Genomic DNA, 15,690 nt, shown 5'->3' with positions numbered 1-15,690 from the left:
GCGAGAAACCGATGCTCAACATTGAAAACCTTTCCGCCACTGTTGCTGACAAGCCGATCCTCAAGGGTCTGTCGCTCACCATCAACGCGGGTGAAATCCACGCGATCATGGGGCCGAATGGCGCGGGCAAATCGACGCTCGGCTATACCCTCGGCGGGCGTCCCGGCTATGAAGTGACCGGCGGCAGCGTCAGCTTTGCAGGCGAGGACCTGTTCGCGCTGGAACCGCATGAGCGCGCGGCGGCGGGGTTGTTCCTTGGCTTCCAGTATCCGGTTGAAATCCCCGGCGTATCCTTCGTGCAGTTCCTGCGCGAGGCGGCCAATGCGCAGCGCAAGGTGCGCGGGGAAGCGCCGCTTTCGGGCGGGGAGTTCCTCAAGCTCGCCAAGGAAAAGGCAGGCCTGCTGCGCATGGACATGGACATGCTCAAGCGCCCGGTGAACGTCGGCTTTTCGGGCGGCGAAAAGAAGCGCGCCGAGATGGTGCAGATGGGGATTCTCGATCCCAAGCTGGCGATCCTTGATGAAACCGATTCCGGTCTCGACATCGACGCGCTGCGCATCTGCGGCGAAGGCATCAACGCGATCATGCGCAAGCCCGACAAGGCCGTGCTGCTGATCACGCATTACCAGCGCCTGCTCGATTACGTGAAGCCTGATTTCGTCCACGTTCTGGCCGGTGGCCGGATCGTGCGCACCGGCGGGCCGGAACTGGCGCTCGAACTCGAAGAGCAGGGCTACGAGGCGGTGGCGGCGTGAGCGCTACGCTTGCCCTTCCTACCCGCCGCGACGAGGCGTTCCGTTATGCGGATATCGCTTCGCTGGAAGCGCTTTGGCCGCTGGACCGTCAGGAGATCCGTATTGCTGTGGGTGAGACCGGCGCGCTGGCGCTGGTGCTGGATGGCGCGTCCGCCGATGCGCGCGATCTTGCCATCGTGCTGGAAGACGGCGCATCGTTCGACTTGCGCCTGCTCAACGCCGGGTCTGCCTATGGCCGTATCGCGGTATCGGTGACGCTGGGCAGGGGTGCCCGGTTCCACCTTGGCGCGGCGCAGATCGCAGGCGGGGACCAGACTGCCGAGATCGTCACCGAAGTTACCCATGCAGAGCCTGATGCGGTGTCGACACAGGTCGTGCGCTCAGTACTCGCAGGTCACGCGACAGGCACCTATCTTGGCAAGGTTGCCGTGGCGCGCGGGGCGATCGGCACCGATGGATCGCAGTCGATCCGCGCGATGCTGCTGGACCGGACGGCCACCGCCAATGCGCGGCCCGAACTTGAAATCTATGCGGATGACGTCAAGTGCGCGCACGGCTGCGCGGTGGGCGAACTCGATCCGCAGGGGTTGTTCTATCTGGCCCAGCGCGGTCTCACTCCCGCACAGGCCAAGAAGCTGATGTTGCAGGCGTTCATCGCCGAAGCCTTCGTCGGCGCCGCCGATGAAGAGGCGCTGACCGAGGCTGCGCTGGCTGCGCTGGAGGCGATCCTGTGAGCGACAACCGCATCATCGTCCCCGGCACGGGGAGGGGGACCGCCGAAGGTGGTGGAGGGGGCTATCCTTCCGGCGCTGCGTTGATGGAGAGTTCCCTCCACCACCCTGCGGGTGGTCCCCCTCCCCGTGCCGGGCAGGAATGGCCCGGCCTCGTCAACCCCGACGGCAGCCGCTGGCACTATCTCGATACCGCCGCCACCGCGCAAAAGCCGCAAGCGGTGATCGATGCGATGGTGCGCGCGCTGGGCAGCGATTACGCCACGGTCCATCGCGGCGTCTATGCCCGCTCGGCTGACATGACGCTGGCTTTCGAAGCCGCGCGCCGCAAGGTTGCAGGTCTGATCGGCGGCGCGGAGAACGAACTCGTGTTCACGCGCGGCGCGACCGAGGCGATCAACCTCGTCGCGCAGACCTGGGGCGTCGCCAACCTGAAAGCAGGCGACCGCATCCTGATTTCCACGCTGGAGCACCACGCCAATATCGTGCCCTGGCAGATGCTGCGCGACCGTACCGGCGTGGACATCGACGTCTGCCCGCTGACCGATGACGGCTTGATCGATCTTGACGCGGCGGAGCGCATGCTGACCCCGGCGCACAAACTGGTGGCCTTCGCGCATGTTTCGAACGTGCTCGGCTCGGTGCTCGATGCGCCGCGCGCGGTGGCGCTGGCCCATGGCGTCGGCGCGAAGATCCTGCTCGATGGCTGCCAGGCGGTCGCGCGGCTGACGGTGGATGTGAAGGCGCTCGACGCCGATTTCTACGTCTTTTCCGCGCACAAGCTTTATGGTCCCACCGGCATCGGTGCGCTGTGGGCGAAGGCGGAGATCCTCGATGCCATGCCGCCGTGGCAGGGCGGCGGCGCGATGATTGACAAGGTGACGTTCGAACGCACGACTTATGCCCCCGCACCGCAGCGGTTCGAGGCCGGTACACCCGCGATTGTCGAAGCCATCGGCTTTGGCGCGGCGGTCGATTTCGTGACCGCACAGGGCCTTGCCACCATCCACGCGCATGAATGCGCGCTGGTGGCAAAGGCGCGCGCGGCGCTTCAGGGGATGAACTCGATCCGGCTGTTCGGGCCTGAAGACAGTGCCGGAATCCTCAGCTTTGCGCTGGAGGGTGTGCATCCGCACGATCTCGGCACGATTCTGGATGAGGAAGGGGTGGCGATCCGGGCGGGGCATCATTGCGCGCAACCGCTGATGGCGCACCTTGGCGTACCGGCAACGGCGCGCGCCAGCTTCGGCATCTACAGTAATGAAAGCGATATCGCCGCGCTGGTGCGCGGGATCGAAAGGACCAAGAGGATTTTCGGATGAGCGGTGAGGATCCCAAATTCGTCGTCGAGGAAGTGGCCGAGGTGAACGCGCCCCGGCGTGCCCGCGTGGATGACATTCCAGAGCCGGTGGAAACGCCCGCCGAAAAGCTTGAGCGCAAGCGCGACTATCTCGAAGGTTTCCTTGCCGCCAAGCCCGAAGGTGTTTCTGCGGGCGAGCCGGGTGGTGACATCTACGAAGGCGTGATTGCCGCGCTCAAGGAAATCTTCGACCCTGAAATCCCGGTCAACATCTACGATCTCGGCCTGATCTACGGCGTGGAAGTGGCGGATGAGGCGCATGTCGTCGTCACCATGACGCTGACCACGCCGCATTGCCCGGTGGCCGAATCGATGCCCGCCGAAGTGGAACTGCGCGTCAGCGCGGTGCCCGGCGTGCGCGATGCCGAGGTCAATCTCGTGTGGGATCCGGCATGGGACCCCCAGAAAATGAGCGATGAAGCCAAGCTTGAGCTGGGAATGCTGTAGTTTTTCCTCTCCCGCTTGCGGGAGGGATTGGGGGTGGGCAGAGGCCGGCACCATCCCTATCTTGTAAAGGCCCACCCCCGTCCCCTCCCGCAAGCGGGAGGGGGGAGACAGCGTGATGACCGAAGCCACGACCAAAGTTCGCCGCCAACGCCCCGCCGCCGTGATCCTCACGCCGTCTGCCGAGGCGCGGATTGCGCATCTGATGGACACGGCCCCTGCCGACGCCATCGGGGTCAAGCTGTCCACGCCGCGCCGGGGCTGTTCAGGGCTGGCCTATTCGGTTGACTACGTGACGCAAGCCGATCCGATGGACGAACGGATCGAGACGCCGGGCGGGCTGTTCTTCATAGACAGCGCATCGGTGCTCTATCTGATCGGCAGCACGATGGAATGGCAGGAAGACGATTTCACCGCCGGGTTCGTGTTTCAGAACCCCAACGCCAAGGGCAGCTGCGGTTGCGGTGAAAGCTTTACCGTCTGATCTGATCAGGCCTCGGCAAGGAAGCGCAGCAGCGCTTCTTCCAGCGCATCGACCTTGTCGTCCGCATCGATTCGCGCATCGAGCCATAGTTTCTCTGCATCCGTAACCGCGTGATCCTGCATGGCTTCTCCGGCAGTGTCGCGCGATGGCTTGCGTCGGCCAAAGCTGATTTCGCCCACGGCTTGCGAAAAGCCGTGGGAATTGGTTTTTGCCATGCGCTTGAAGAAGTTGCCGACATGGCTGGTGCGATCCTTCATGAACGCTTCCAGCTCGCCCGCGCGCTCCCGCGTCAGGCCCTTCGCGCCTTGCCAGCCTTGCAGGTAATTGCCGACGCCCTGCACGAACAGGCGCTCCCATTCGGGCGCGTTGTCCGCGCCCAGCGTTTCGTCCTTCAGGCGGAACAGCAGTTCGGCCTCGCGCTGGCTGACAGCGGCGGGGCGATCGCCGCCCGATGCAAAGATCGTGCGGCGGATCAGCGCGCATTCGGCCGAAGTGATGCTGTCCGGATGAAGGTCACCGCCCGCACGGGTGGGGCCTTGCCCGGTCAATACCGCTTGTTCCAGCAGGGCGAGCGCAAACAGGCGCAGCGATTCCGGGGCGGACAGCGCCTTTTCCAGCACGCGCACGACCAGTTCCAGCTCGGTCAGGCTGCACACCTTGCCATCGTGGCGGACACGTTCGATCAGCCAGCGGGCGTTGTCTTCGGAAACGTACCCACGCGGCTCTGCGGTGTTGACGATGAACTCCACCAGCGCCTCGGTGAAGAAGTCGCTCCATTCGGCGGAGGGGGCGGCAATCCGGTCGTTGACCACGAAGATCGCTTCGGCCTCGTCCGGGCTGATCCGTCCGTCGGGCCATGCGGTGCGGCGCAGGCTGAGGATTTCGGCGGCGTCGATCTCGCCATCGGCGGCGGCCGTTTCAGCAAGCGAGCGGAATTGCATGGTCATCGTGGCCGGTCCCTGGGTGGCGAATATTGGTGCCACACCTAAGGGAAACCGCTTAATTTGCGGTTATCAGGCAAAGTTCAGCGCGCGTCCTTCGTCAGGCTCAGGACGAACGGGTGGTGGGTATGAGCCGCCCCCGCTCATGCTGAGCCTGTCGAAACATGTACGCCACGTCAGCGCAGATCGGGTGCCAGAGCCTCGCTCCTGAGCATGGCAATCGCCTCGTCCAGCGGCATGACCTTCTGGTGCTGTTCGCCAAGGATGCGGATGGCCACGGTGCCTTCTTCGGCCTCGCGCTTGCCCACGACCAGCAGGTAGGGGACCTTCTGGAGCGAATGTTCGCGCACCTTGTAGTTGATCTTTTCGTTGCGAAGATCGGTTTCGGTGCGAATGCCAGCGGCCTTGAGCTTTGCCAGCGCATCGCGGGCATAGTCGTCAGCGTCCGAAACGATGGTGGCGACCACGGCCTGCACCGGGGCCAGCCACACCGGCAGACGTCCGGCGAAGTGCTCGATCAGAATGCCGATGAAGCGTTCGTACGATCCGAAGATCGCGCGGTGCAGCATGACCGGGCGGTGCTTCTCGCCGTCCTCGCCAACATAGCTGGCATCGAGTCGTTCGGGCAGGACGCGGTCGGACTGGATCGTGCCCACCTGCCAGGTGCGCCCGATCGCGTCGGTCAGGTGCCATTCCAGCTTGGGCGCATAGAACGCGCCTTCACCGGGCAGTTCTTCCCAGCCATAGTCTTCGGTCGCAAGCCCGGCGCGGACCACGGCGGCGCGCAGCTCGCTTTCGGCCATGTCCCACATTTCTTCAGTGCCGAACCGCTTTTCGGGGCGCAACGCCAGCTTGATCGAATACGTGAAGCCGAAGTGCTTGTAGACGCGGTCGGCCAGTTCGCAGAAGGCCTGCACTTCGTCGACGATCTGGTCTTCGCGGCAGAAGATGTGCGCGTCGTCCTGCGTGAACTGGCGCACACGCATCAGCCCGTGCAGCGCGCCGTGCGGTTCGTTGCGGTGGCAGCAGCCGTTTTCGTAAAGGCGCATCGGCAGATCGCGGTAGGATTTCAGCCCCTGCCGGAAGATCAGCACGTGCGCCGGACAGTTCATCGGCTTGAGCGCCATCCAGTCCGCCTCACCCGAAATGACCGGGCCTTCGTCGTCCACGTTCGGCACTTCGTCGGGGATCACGAACATGTTTTCGCGGTACTTGCCCCAGTGGCCGGACTGTTCCCACTGGCGCGCGTCCATGACCTGCGGGGTCTTGACCTCGCGATAGCCCGCGCCATCGATTGCGCGGCGCATATAGGCTTCCAGCTCGCGCCATATCAGATAGCCCTTGGGGTGCCAGAATACGCTGCCGTGGGCTTCGGCCTGAAGATGGAACAGGTCCATTTCATTGCCCAGCTTGCGGTGATCGCGCTTGGCGGCTTCCTCCAGCCGCGTCAGGTGCGCGTCCAGCTGCTTCTTGTTGAGCCAGCCGGTGCCGTAGATGCGGCTGAGCATCGCGTTGTTCTGGTCGCCGCGCCAATAGGCGCCCGAAACGCGCGTCAGCTTGAACGCGTTGGGGTCCAGCTTGCCGGTGGAGGGCAGGTGCGGCCCGCGGCACATGTCGAGCCAGTCGTCGCCCGACCAGTACACCGTCAGCGGCTCGTCGCCGGGAAGCTCTGCGGCCCATTCGGCCTTGAAGCTTTCGCCCTGCTGCTTCCAGCGCGAGATGAGCTGCTCGCGGCTCCATTCCTCGCGTCGGAGCGGCTTGTTCGCGCCGATGATCTTGCGCATCTGCGCCTCGATCGCGGGCAGGTCTTCTTCCGTGAACGGGCGCTCTGCAGGTGCGAAGTCATAGTAGAACCCGTCGTCCGTGCTCGGCCCGAAGGTGATCTGCGTACCCGGAAACAACGCCTGCACCGCCTCGGCCAGAATGTGCGCGAAGTCGTGCCGCGCAAGGTCGAGCGCCTCGACCTCGTCCTTCGCGGTCACCAGCGCGAGCTGCGCATCGGCGGTAAAAGGACGCGAAAGATCGACCAGTTCACCGTCGACTTTTGCCGCCAGCGCCGCCTTGGCAAGGCCGGGGCCAATGGCGGCGGCGATGTCCGCCGGAGTGCTGCCGGGCGCAACTTCGCGCACGGAACCATCGGGCAGGGTGATCTTCAGCAGTTCGGACATGCAGGACTCTCTAACGCTTGGTTGGCAGCGCCTTGCCACAGGAGCGCCGCCGCCGAAAGGGCGCGCACCGGGGAAATCGGATCGGTTCGGGAGGCGATGCGCATCCACCCGAACCGGGTGGCGGCATCGCGGCAGGCCTTACGCCAGCAGCAACCGCCCCCGGCTCGCGGGGGTAGTGGTTGTAGTGGTGGTGACGGAGCGTAATGCCATGCCTTGGCCTTTAGCGGGTTATGGGCGCCGAGTCATCACGCACAAACTGGTCAAGCAACACGGACACTTTGACAATGATGCTTGACATTGGGTGAGGTATAGTCAAGTGTCCTTGTCAACAGATCAAGGAAGCTTGACCAATGTCCACTTGCGGCAAAAACAACCCTGCGGTGCGCCGCTACACGATCCGGCTGATGGTGCTGATGACCGCCTATGTGCTGTTGCTCGTGTTCTCGAAATGGATGTTCAAGCGCGGCTATGGAGAGGGGCTTTTGGCTTATGTTCTGGCGCTGTTGCCTGCGTTGCCGATCATCGGGGTGATCTGGGCGGTGATGCGCCTGCTGGTGGAGCAGACCGACGAATACTTGCGCATGTTGATGGTCAGGCAATGCCTGTTCGCCACAGGGTTCGCACTGGTGATCACCAGCGTGCGCGAATGGCTGCAAAACTTTGACCTGATCTCCTCCAACGATGGCGGCTTTGGCGCGACGTTCTTCTGGTTTGCCGGACTTGGTATTGGTGGTTTGATAAACGCAGTGCTCGAAAAACGCGGCCGGGCTGAATGAAGAACCGCCTCAAGGTGCTGCGTGCGATGCGCAACTGGAGCCAGGCCGATCTTGCCGAAAAGCTGGAGGTCAGCCGCCAGTCCGTCAACGCGATCGAGACCGGGAAATACGACCCCTCGCTCCCGCTTGCGTTCCGCATCGCCGAGTTGTTCGAACTGCCGATCGAACAGATATTCGAGAAAGGGGAATAGCCATGATGTGCAACCGGAATGCGCGGAATGCCGGAATGTGGCTGGCCATCGCCATTGGTGTAACCGCCGCATCGATGTCTGCCAGCAAGCGGGGGAAACCAGAGCGTCCCGCCACGCCCGTTGAACGCAGTGCCCCGCGCGTCTCGCTCACTCTGCCGCTGCTGGCGTTGATGTGATCTTGCCCGCAGGCAAGGCGCAGGCCATGACCGGGGCATGACCGACCTTGCCCGCTTCAACCTGCCATCCGGCCAGCAGATGGCCTATCGCCATCTTGCCGGGACTGCGCCGACAATCGTCTTCCTCCCCGGCTATATGTCCGACATGGCGGGCGGAAAGGCGCAGGCGGTTATGGAATGGGCGCAGCGAAGGGGGCGGGGCTGTCTGTTGCTCGACTATACCGGCTGCGGGCAGAGCGACGGCGCGTTCGCGGACGGCAGCTTGTCCCGATGGCGCGACGAGGTGGTGGCGCTGATCGTTCATCTTGGCATCGAATCGGTCCAGCTTGTCGGATCGAGCATGGGCGGCTGGCTGATGCTGCTGGTGGCCGAAGCACTGGGTGACCGGGCAAAGGCGCTTATCGGGATCGCATCCGCGCCCGATTTCACCGAATGGGGTTTTTCGCAATCGCAGCGGATTGCGCTGGCGGCAGGGCGCACGATCTTCGAGGACAACCCTTACGGCCCCGAACCGACGCCGACTCACGCGCGGTTCTGGTCCGATGGAGAGCGCAACAAGCGGTTGGCGGCAGGGGTGGCGTTCGATGGGCCGGTGCGGCTGCTGCACGGGCTGGAAGATGCCGACGTGCCGTGGGAAATTTCGTTGCGTCTTGCGCGGGCATTGCGTTCAGCCGATGTGCAGGTGCATCTGATCAAGGACGGCGACCACCGGCTCTCGCGGGAAAGCGACATCGCCCTGCTGCTGCGCGAACTGGCCGATCTTGAAGGATAAAGCGATGATCGACCTGCCCCCGCCGCAGCCCTTTGCGGTCGAGATGGTGCAAGAGGCGCAATTGATGCAGGTGGGACCGAACCCCTCGCCCGGCCAAGTATCGCCCTTGCCGATCCCGCGCCGCCGCAAGCAGGCCGATGTCGAGGCAGAAGCCGGGCTGGTGCGGCCCGATCTGCCCGAACAGGATCGCCTCACGGCCTGCATCGCCAAGGCTGCGCGCGATCCGCAAGCCGCGCTTGCCGATGCGCGAAGCTGGGCCGCCGAAGGCCGCGATGCCGGGCAGAACGTGCGCGCCAACCAGTGCCTCGGACTGATCCTTTCAAACACTGGTGATTTTGACGGGGCGCTGGACGCTTTTGCGCAAGGCGTGGCGGGCATCCCTGCCGAACAGGAAGTCGCCGCTGTGCCGCTGATGGCCATGGCAGGGAACGCGGCGCTGGCAGGCGGCAAGCCGGAGGACGCGCTGGGCTGGTTCGATCGCGCGCTCGCGGTGAAGGGCTATGCCGACAACGCGGCGCTGGCGGGAATACAGGCAGACCGGGCGCGGACCCTGGTGGCGCTGGGGCGGCTGGCGGAGGCGGGCGGCGCCCTGGATGAGGTACACCGGCTTGCGCCCGAAGATGCCGAGGGCTGGCTGCTTTCAGCCACGCTGGCGCGGCGCAATGACGATTTGCCGCGCGCGCAACGCGATATCGAGATTGCCGCCAACTATGCCCCGCGCGATCCGCGCATCGGGCTGGAAGCGGGCGTGATCGCCGTGCTCGACGGGCGCGACGACGCGGCACGTAAATCGTGGACATCGGTTGTAACCGCCGATCCCGATGGCGATTTCGGAAAGGTTGCAAAGGAATACCTTGAACAGCTTGGGGATGCCCCCACATCTGCCGCAACGCCAGCAACAGAAAAGACGCCAGCCCCATGAAACTATCCGTTCTCGATCTGGTCAGCGTGGTCGAGGGCGGAACGGTCCGCGATGCGCTCGCCAATTCCGCCGCCGCTGCAAAAGTGGCGGAAGAATGCGGTTACCAGCGCTATTGGGTGGCCGAGCATCACGGCATGGAAGGAATCGCCAGTGCGGCCGTCTCGGTCGTGCTGGCCCATATCGGCCATGCCACCTCGACCATCCGCATCGGTTCGGGCGGAATCATGCTGCCCAATCACAGCCCGCTGGTGATCGCCGAACAATTCGGCACGCTTGACGCGCTGTTTCCGGGCCGCATCGATCTTGGCCTTGGGCGCGCGCCCGGCGCCGACCAGCGCATCGTGCGCGCCTTGCGCAAGGACACCAATCGCGCGGCGGAGGAATTCCCCGCCGATGTGGTCGAGTTGCAGGCCCAGTTCGCGGGCGACCCGCGGGTGCCTTTGCAAGCTGTTCCGGGCAAGGATGCCAAGCCGCAGATATGGATTTTGGGATCGAGCCTTTTCGGCGCGCAACTGGCCGCGATGCTGGGTCTGCCCTATGCTTTCGCCTCGCATTTCGCGCCCCGGCATCTCGATGAAGCGCTCAGGATATATCGCGAACGATTCGAACCATCCGAAACCCTTGCGCAGCCCTATTGCGCGGCTGCGATAAACGTCATTGCCGCCGACACTGACGAGGAAGCGCACCTGCTGGCCTCATCCATGGATCAATCCTTTGTCGCGCTGCGCACCGGTACGCCCGGCAAGCTCCAGCCGCCCGTGCCCAATTACCGGGATGATCTTCCCGCCCCCGCCATCGCCATGCTCGAAAGCGTTCGCCGGGTCAGCGCGGTGGGCACGGTCGAGACGGTTCGCAAGGGCCTTGCGGCTTTTGCCGAGCGGACGGGTGCCGACGAGATCATCGCCGCCGCCTCGATCTTCGACCAGACCGCGCGGCTGCGGTCGCTGCGGTTGACCATGCAGGCGGCAAACGGGCTGGTGCCGGCCTGAAGCGGCAAGGGCATACTTGCCATGCGGCCCTCGATCGCTTGCCAGGCACACGGTTTCCGACGGCGGGTTAACCCGCCCGCTGCGCTCAACCGGACTTGCCCCGTCGCACCGGCTGGTCTAGCATCCGTACAATTGCTACAAAATTGTGGCATTTAATTACAAGAGAGAGCAATAAACTCTCTCGCAGGAGAGCCAGGAGCCTTACCCATGGCGTCGAAGTCCGCAGTGCAGTCGTCGTCCGCCAGTGTCCCGTCAGAGGGCGCACAGGATATTGCCAATCCGCTTGCCGCCGCGCTGATGGCGCGCTTCATGGGCGCGCTCCTGCCCGATGAAGCGCGCGAATTCGATGCCGGACGGCTGGCCGAGGCGGCACTGTTCGCGGTCGGTGCAGCAACGGTTCGCAAGGGCAGCGATCCCGCCATCGCCATCGAAAGCGTAAGCGGTTCGGATAGCGGCGCGCGCCACCTGCGCATCGCCGTAATCAATGACGACATGCCCTTCCTGGTCGATTCGATCGCCTCGACCATCACCGCGCAAGGCCTTGCGATCGATCGCATGGTTCATCCCGTGGTTGCCGTACGCCGCGATGGCGATGGTGGCCTGATCGATTTTCCCGAAGGTGATGCCGCAGGCGAACGCCGCGAATCGATCGTTTATCTTGAGACAGTGCGCGCCGATGCCCGCCAGCGCCGGGCATTGATCGGCGCGCTTGAAACGACACTGGCCGATGTCCGTGCCGCGGTGGTCGATTGGCCCGCAATGCAGGCGGCGATGCGCGATGATGCCGCAAACCTGGCCGATCCCGAAGGCGCGGCCCTGTTGCGCTGGCTTGCCGATGGCATGCTGACGCAACTCGGCTGCGTTGTCCGTCACCGCGATGGAACGCAGGAGCGCCCACTTGGCATCTGCCGCGCCAGTGCCGAAGACCTGCTTGCGCCAACATCGTACGAACGCGCTTTCCGCTGGTTCGATCAGGCCGGGATCGACGGGCGGGGCCGTGTGCCGTTGATCGTCAAGGCCAATCGCATCGCCAATGTGCATCGCCGTGTGCCACTGGACCTGTTCATCGTGCCGCGGCTTGATGATGGCAAGGTTACTGCGCTTTCCGTCCATGCGGGCGTATGGACCAGTGCGGCGCTCGCTGCGGCGCCAGACCGTATTCCCCGCCTGCGCAGCCAGTTGTCCATGCTGATGGACAAGTTCGGCTTCTCGCCCGCCGGCCATGCCGGAAAGGCGTTGGTCCATGCGATGACCGCGCTGCCGCACGATCTGCTCGCCAGTTTCGCCGACGCCGATCTGGAACGGGTGGCCACGGCGATGATGAGCTTGGTGGATCGCCCGCGTCCGCGCCTTGCGCTGGTGCAGGCACCGCTTGAGCGGCATCTGTTCGCCTTCGTCTGGCTGCCGCGCGATGCGCTTTCCACCGATGTGCGCCTTGCCGTCCAGCACATGCTCGAAGCGGGCGCGGGCGCTCAAGTGCTCGACTGGGCGCTGCAAGTGGAGGGCAGCACGCTGGCGATGCTGCGTTTCGTCCTTGATGTGCGCGATCAGGCGATCAAGGCAGACGAAGCAGCGCTCGACATGCAATTGCAGGCGATGGTTCGCGGCTGGGCCGGCGCGGTCGAGACGGAACTCGCCACCGTCGAGGACCCTTCGCGCGCTGCGGCCATTGCCGCGCGTTATGCCGAAGCCTTCCCTGTCGCCTATCGCAATGCCGCAGGCCCGGCAGAAGCAGCGCGTGACATAAGGGTGTTGCGTACGCTTTCAGGCAGCAAGGCACCCCGCCGTGCCGTGCGCCTCCATCGCAATGCGGGTGAGGCCGCGCTGCGGCTGAAACTGTACCAGCGCGAAGGGGCGATCATCCTGTCCGACGCCGTGCCGGTGCTGGAAAACTTCGGCTTCCGCGTACTGGAAGAAATGCCCACCCCGCTGGACGGTGGCCGGCTCGGCTATATTCACGATTTCCTCGTCGCCCATCCGGCAGACAGCAATGTGGACGATCTGGTGCGGCGCGCAGGTGCCATCGAAAGCTCGCTAGCCGCAGTGCTGAATGGGGCGGCCGAGGACGATGCCTTCAATCGCCTGATCGTGGCGACTGGTCTCAGCGCGGTGGAGGCCAACTGGCTGCGCGCGTTCTATCGCTATTTGCGGCAGGCTGGCATGACCTTTGGCATTCCCACCGCGGTCGAAGCGCTGAAGAATGCGCCGAACGTCACGCGCGGATTGATCGAGGCCTTTGTCGCCCGCCACGATCCGGGCTTTGATGGGGATCGCGAAGCGGCTTTCATCGCTGCCGAAGAACATATTCGCGCAGGTCTTGCGAGTGTCGCGGCGATCAATGACGACCGCTTGCTGCGCCAGTTCCGTGCGCTGGTTCTTGCGATTCTGCGCACCAACGCATTCGCCCCCGCGGCAGCCGAGGCGATGGCCTTCAAGATCGATTCCGCAGGTGTGCCGGGTTTGCCCAAGCCGCTGCCATGGCGTGAAATCTTTGTTTATTCCCCGCGCGTGGAGGGCATCCACCTGCGCGCCGGGCCGGTGGCACGCGGCGGCTTGCGCTGGTCGGATCGTCGCGATGATTTCCGCACGGAAGTGCTCGGCCTGATGAAGGCACAGCGGGTCAAGAATGCCGTGATCGTGCCGACCGGGGCCAAGGGCGGCTTCTATCCCAAGCAATTGCCCGACCCGGTGAAAGACCGCGAAGGCTGGCTGGCCGAGGGCAAGGCGAGCTATCAGGTATTTATCCGCACACTGCTGTCGCTTACCGACAATATCGTCGAGGGCAATGTGGTGCATCCGCCGCAGATCGTCGTGCGCGATGGCGAAGATCCCTATTTCGTGGTCGCGGCCGACAAGGGCACCGCGACCTTCTCCGACGTTGCCAATGCCATCGCCGAATCGAAGGACTTCTGGCTCGACGATGCTTTCGCCAGCGGCGGATCGAAGGGCTACGATCACAAGGCGATGGGCATCACTGCGCGCGGCGCGTGGCTGTCAGTACGTCGTCACTTCCTTGAAATGGGCGTGGATGTGCAGACCGAACCCGTTCGCGTGGCCGGTTGCGGCGATATGTCGGGTGACGTTTTCGGCAACGGGATGTTGCTGTCAAAAGCGCTCAAGGTCGTTGCCGCGTTCGATCATCGCCACATCTTCCTCGATCCCGAACCCGATCCGGCGGCAAGCTGGGCAGAGCGCGCGCGCATGTTCGCATTGCCCCGCTCAAGCTGGGACGATTACGACAAGAGCCTGATTTCGGCGGGCGGCGGCGTGTTCGCGCGTTCGATGAAGGCGATCCCGCTTTCGGCTGAGGTGCAGGCCATGCTTGGCGTGGTCGAGGCGGAACTGGACCCCGAATCGCTGATCTCGGCCATTTTGCGCGCGCCGGTCGATCTCCTCTGGTTTGGCGGCATCGGCACATACGTGAAGGGCAGCCAGCAGAACAATATCGATGTTGGCGATCCGGCAAATGATTCTTTGCGCGTTTCGGCCGATGAAGTGCGCGCGAAGGTGATTGGCGAGGGTGCGAACCTTGGCACCACGCAGGCGGCGCGTATCGAGTTCTCGCTGAACGGCGGCAGGATCAACACCGACTTCATCGACAATTCGGCAGGCGTCGATTGTTCGGACAACGAGGTCAATATCAAGATCGCACTTGCCGCCGCAAAACGCGCGGGCAGGCTGACCGAGGATGCGCGCGTCGACCTGCTGGTATCGATGACCGACGATGTCGCGCACATCGTGCTGGAAGACAACCGGTTGCAGGCGCTGGCGCTCTCCATCGCCGAGCGTGGAGGGGTCGCAGCTATGCCATCATGGTCGCGGCTGATCGACGTCCTCGAAGAGGGCGGCGATCTTGATCGCAAGACCGAGGGTCTTGCGGGACCGGAAGATCTCGCCCGTCGCGCTGCGTCCGGGCAGGGCATGACCCGGCCGGAACTGGCGGTGCTGCTGTCCAGCAGCAAGCTGGTGCTGCAACGTGAACTTGAGGAAAGCCCGGTTGTAGACGATCCGGTTCTGGAAGAAGAACTGATGGCGGCCTTCCCGCCACAGATGCGCGAAGCCTTCGAGACCGAGATCACGCACCACCGCCTGCGTCGCGAGATCATCGCGACCAAGCTGGCCAACCGCATCGTCAATCGCATGGGTCCGGTCCATCCGTTCGAACTGTGCGAGGAAGAAGGCTGTTCGCTGGCGCAAGTGGCGTCGGCCTTTGTCGCCGCGGAGCGTCTGCTCGATCTGCGCACTACATGGGATTTGCTCGATCAGGGTGCCATGCCCGAAGCCCTGCGGCTGGCGCTGTTCGAACGCATGGGGCAAGGATTGCGCGGCCATATCGCCGATGTGGTGCGCGCCGGGCGCGGCACACTCCAGCCAGCTATCCTGCTCGAAGACCTGTCCGGCGGCGTCGCGCTGCTGTCGCACACCGCCGCGCAATTGCTGCGGGGTGAGGCGCAGGCGCAGGCGCGGCAGATGGCGCAGGAACTGGCGGCTGCCGGAACCCCGCCTGAAATCGCCGCGCGGCTTGTCCATCTGTATGACATGGATGGCGCAATCGGCCTCGCCCATCTGGCGGGTGTTCTGAATGTCGATGCCGGCGCACTTACCGGGGCCTTTGCCGATCTTGGTGCGGCACTAGGGGTGGATTGGGCGCAGCAGGCGGCGCGCCGGATGAATCCGTCCGATCCGTGGGAACGCCTGCTGGTGGCGGGCCTTGCGCGCGATTTCCAGCAGATGAGGCTCGATTTCCTGATGCGCTCGCAAGGTGCGGCCCCCGGTGTTTTCGTGGCCGATTGGCTGGCCGCGAATGGCGGTTCGGTACGCCAGTTCCGCAGTCTGGTGGCGCGGGCGCAGGCGGCGGCCACGGTCGGTCCGGCGATGCTGGCGCAAGTCGCCAGTCAAGCGCGAACGCTGCTGGGGCGCTGAAAATCGGCGTGGGCCGCGAAAGCCATTGGAGGGAAAGGGGTTGGTTCAGGCACGGCCT

The 15,690-nt window shown here is 64.3% G+C and carries 14 protein-coding genes; 12 read left to right on the top strand and 2 right to left on the bottom strand.

Features of this window, described 5'->3' with window-relative positions; all coding sequences use genetic code 11:
• Window positions 1-11 precede the first annotated feature (11 nt).
• The 5 genes from sufC to LUA85_RS17010 all read left to right on the top strand — a co-directional run bounded on the left by sufC (window position 12) and on the right by LUA85_RS17010 (window position 3,774).
• Window positions 12-755, top strand: a complete 744-nt coding sequence (gene sufC, locus LUA85_RS17030; protein WP_231471544.1) for a Fe-S cluster assembly ATPase SufC — start codon at window positions 12-14, stop codon at window positions 753-755.
• A complete protein-coding gene (locus tag LUA85_RS17025; protein WP_231471543.1) occupies window positions 752-1,489 on the top strand; it encodes a SufD family Fe-S cluster assembly protein in 738 nt (245 codons plus the stop codon). Before sufC ends, LUA85_RS17025 begins: the two co-directional genes overlap by 4 nt.
• Window positions 1,490-1,572: 83 nt before the next feature.
• Window positions 1,573-2,808, top strand: a complete 1,236-nt coding sequence (locus LUA85_RS17020) for a cysteine desulfurase (RefSeq protein WP_231471921.1) — start codon at window positions 1,573-1,575, stop codon at window positions 2,806-2,808.
• Window positions 2,805-3,293, top strand: a complete 489-nt coding sequence (locus tag LUA85_RS17015; RefSeq protein WP_231471542.1) for an SUF system Fe-S cluster assembly protein — start codon at window positions 2,805-2,807, stop codon at window positions 3,291-3,293. The genes LUA85_RS17020 and LUA85_RS17015 overlap by 4 nt, the downstream gene beginning before the upstream one ends.
• Before the next feature lie 115 nt (window positions 3,294-3,408).
• Window positions 3,409-3,774 carry an iron-sulfur cluster assembly accessory protein gene (locus LUA85_RS17010; protein ID WP_231471541.1) on the top strand — a complete coding sequence of 122 codons (366 nt, stop codon included), beginning with the start codon at window positions 3,409-3,411 and terminating at the stop codon, window positions 3,772-3,774.
• Window positions 3,775-3,779: 5 nt separating this feature from the next.
• On the opposite strand, the gene LUA85_RS17005 is transcribed toward LUA85_RS17010, so the two are convergent.
• Window positions 3,780-4,721, bottom strand: coding sequence for a hypothetical protein (locus LUA85_RS17005; RefSeq protein WP_231471540.1), 942 nt, complete (start codon window positions 4,719-4,721; stop codon window positions 3,780-3,782).
• 170 nt (window positions 4,722-4,891) lie between these two features.
• The gene (gene thrS, locus LUA85_RS17000) at window positions 4,892-6,883 is read right to left on the bottom strand and encodes a threonine--tRNA ligase (protein WP_231471539.1); all 1,992 of its coding nucleotides are present in this window, start codon (window positions 6,881-6,883) and stop codon (window positions 4,892-4,894) included.
• Window positions 6,884-7,233: 350 nt separating this feature from the next.
• Here thrS and LUA85_RS16995 point away from each other — a divergent pair, with 350 nt between their 5' ends.
• From LUA85_RS16995 to LUA85_RS16965, 7 genes are all read left to right on the top strand, one after another.
• Window positions 7,234-7,659 (top strand): hypothetical protein, encoded by a 426-nt coding sequence (locus tag LUA85_RS16995; protein WP_231471538.1) that lies wholly within the window; start codon window positions 7,234-7,236, stop codon window positions 7,657-7,659.
• The gene (locus tag LUA85_RS16990; RefSeq protein ID WP_231471537.1) at window positions 7,656-7,850 is read left to right on the top strand and encodes a helix-turn-helix transcriptional regulator; all 195 of its coding nucleotides are present in this window, start codon (window positions 7,656-7,658) and stop codon (window positions 7,848-7,850) included. The genes LUA85_RS16995 and LUA85_RS16990 overlap by 4 nt, the downstream gene beginning before the upstream one ends.
• 2 nt (window positions 7,851-7,852) lie before the next feature.
• Window positions 7,853-8,026, top strand: coding sequence for a hypothetical protein (locus LUA85_RS16985; protein ID WP_231471536.1), 174 nt, complete (start codon window positions 7,853-7,855; stop codon window positions 8,024-8,026).
• A 37-nt stretch (window positions 8,027-8,063) separates the two neighbouring features.
• Entirely contained in the window at window positions 8,064-8,798 is a 735-nt protein-coding gene (locus tag LUA85_RS16980; RefSeq protein WP_231471535.1) for an alpha/beta fold hydrolase, read from the top strand.
• 4 nt (window positions 8,799-8,802) lie between these two features.
• A complete protein-coding gene (locus tag LUA85_RS16975) occupies window positions 8,803-9,720 on the top strand; it encodes a tetratricopeptide repeat protein (RefSeq protein ID WP_231471534.1) in 918 nt (305 codons plus the stop codon).
• Window positions 9,717-10,709: an LLM class flavin-dependent oxidoreductase gene (locus LUA85_RS16970; protein ID WP_231471533.1), complete on the top strand. Its 993-nt coding sequence runs from the start codon at window positions 9,717-9,719 to the stop codon at window positions 10,707-10,709. Before LUA85_RS16975 ends, LUA85_RS16970 begins: the two co-directional genes overlap by 4 nt.
• 207 nt (window positions 10,710-10,916) lie before the next feature.
• A complete protein-coding gene (locus tag LUA85_RS16965) occupies window positions 10,917-15,632 on the top strand; it encodes an NAD-glutamate dehydrogenase domain-containing protein (protein ID WP_231471532.1) in 4,716 nt (1,571 codons plus the stop codon).
• The last annotated feature ends 58 nt before the right edge of the window (window positions 15,633-15,690 follow it).

Source organism: Novosphingobium sp. CECT 9465, assembly GCF_920987055.1.
Lineage (GTDB): Bacteria > Pseudomonadota > Alphaproteobacteria > Sphingomonadales > Sphingomonadaceae > Novosphingobium.
This window is presented reverse-complemented; position numbering and strand designations above follow the sequence as displayed.

Coding starts and splice junctions, on each gene's coding strand:
- sufC (WP_231471544.1), top strand. CDS start 12: ATGCTCAACATTGAAAACCTTTCCGCCACTGTTGCTGACAAGCCGATC.
- LUA85_RS16975 (WP_231471534.1), top strand. CDS start 8,803: ATGATCGACCTGCCCCCGCCGCAGCCCTTTGCGGTCGAGATGGTGCAA.
- thrS (WP_231471539.1), bottom strand. CDS start 6,883: ATGTCCGAACTGCTGAAGATCACCCTGCCCGATGGTTCCGTGCGCGAA.
- LUA85_RS17015 (WP_231471542.1), top strand. CDS start 2,805: ATGAGCGGTGAGGATCCCAAATTCGTCGTCGAGGAAGTGGCCGAGGTG.
- LUA85_RS16980 (WP_231471535.1), top strand. CDS start 8,064: ATGACCGACCTTGCCCGCTTCAACCTGCCATCCGGCCAGCAGATGGCC.
- LUA85_RS17005 (WP_231471540.1), bottom strand. CDS start 4,721: ATGACCATGCAATTCCGCTCGCTTGCTGAAACGGCCGCCGCCGATGGC.
- LUA85_RS17020 (WP_231471921.1), top strand. CDS start 1,573: ATGGAGAGTTCCCTCCACCACCCTGCGGGTGGTCCCCCTCCCCGTGCC.
- LUA85_RS17010 (WP_231471541.1), top strand. CDS start 3,409: ATGACCGAAGCCACGACCAAAGTTCGCCGCCAACGCCCCGCCGCCGTG.
- LUA85_RS16965 (WP_231471532.1), top strand. CDS start 10,917: ATGGCGTCGAAGTCCGCAGTGCAGTCGTCGTCCGCCAGTGTCCCGTCA.
- LUA85_RS16985 (WP_231471536.1), top strand. CDS start 7,853: ATGATGTGCAACCGGAATGCGCGGAATGCCGGAATGTGGCTGGCCATC.
- LUA85_RS16995 (WP_231471538.1), top strand. CDS start 7,234: ATGTCCACTTGCGGCAAAAACAACCCTGCGGTGCGCCGCTACACGATC.
- LUA85_RS16990 (WP_231471537.1), top strand. CDS start 7,656: ATGAAGAACCGCCTCAAGGTGCTGCGTGCGATGCGCAACTGGAGCCAG.
- LUA85_RS16970 (WP_231471533.1), top strand. CDS start 9,717: ATGAAACTATCCGTTCTCGATCTGGTCAGCGTGGTCGAGGGCGGAACG.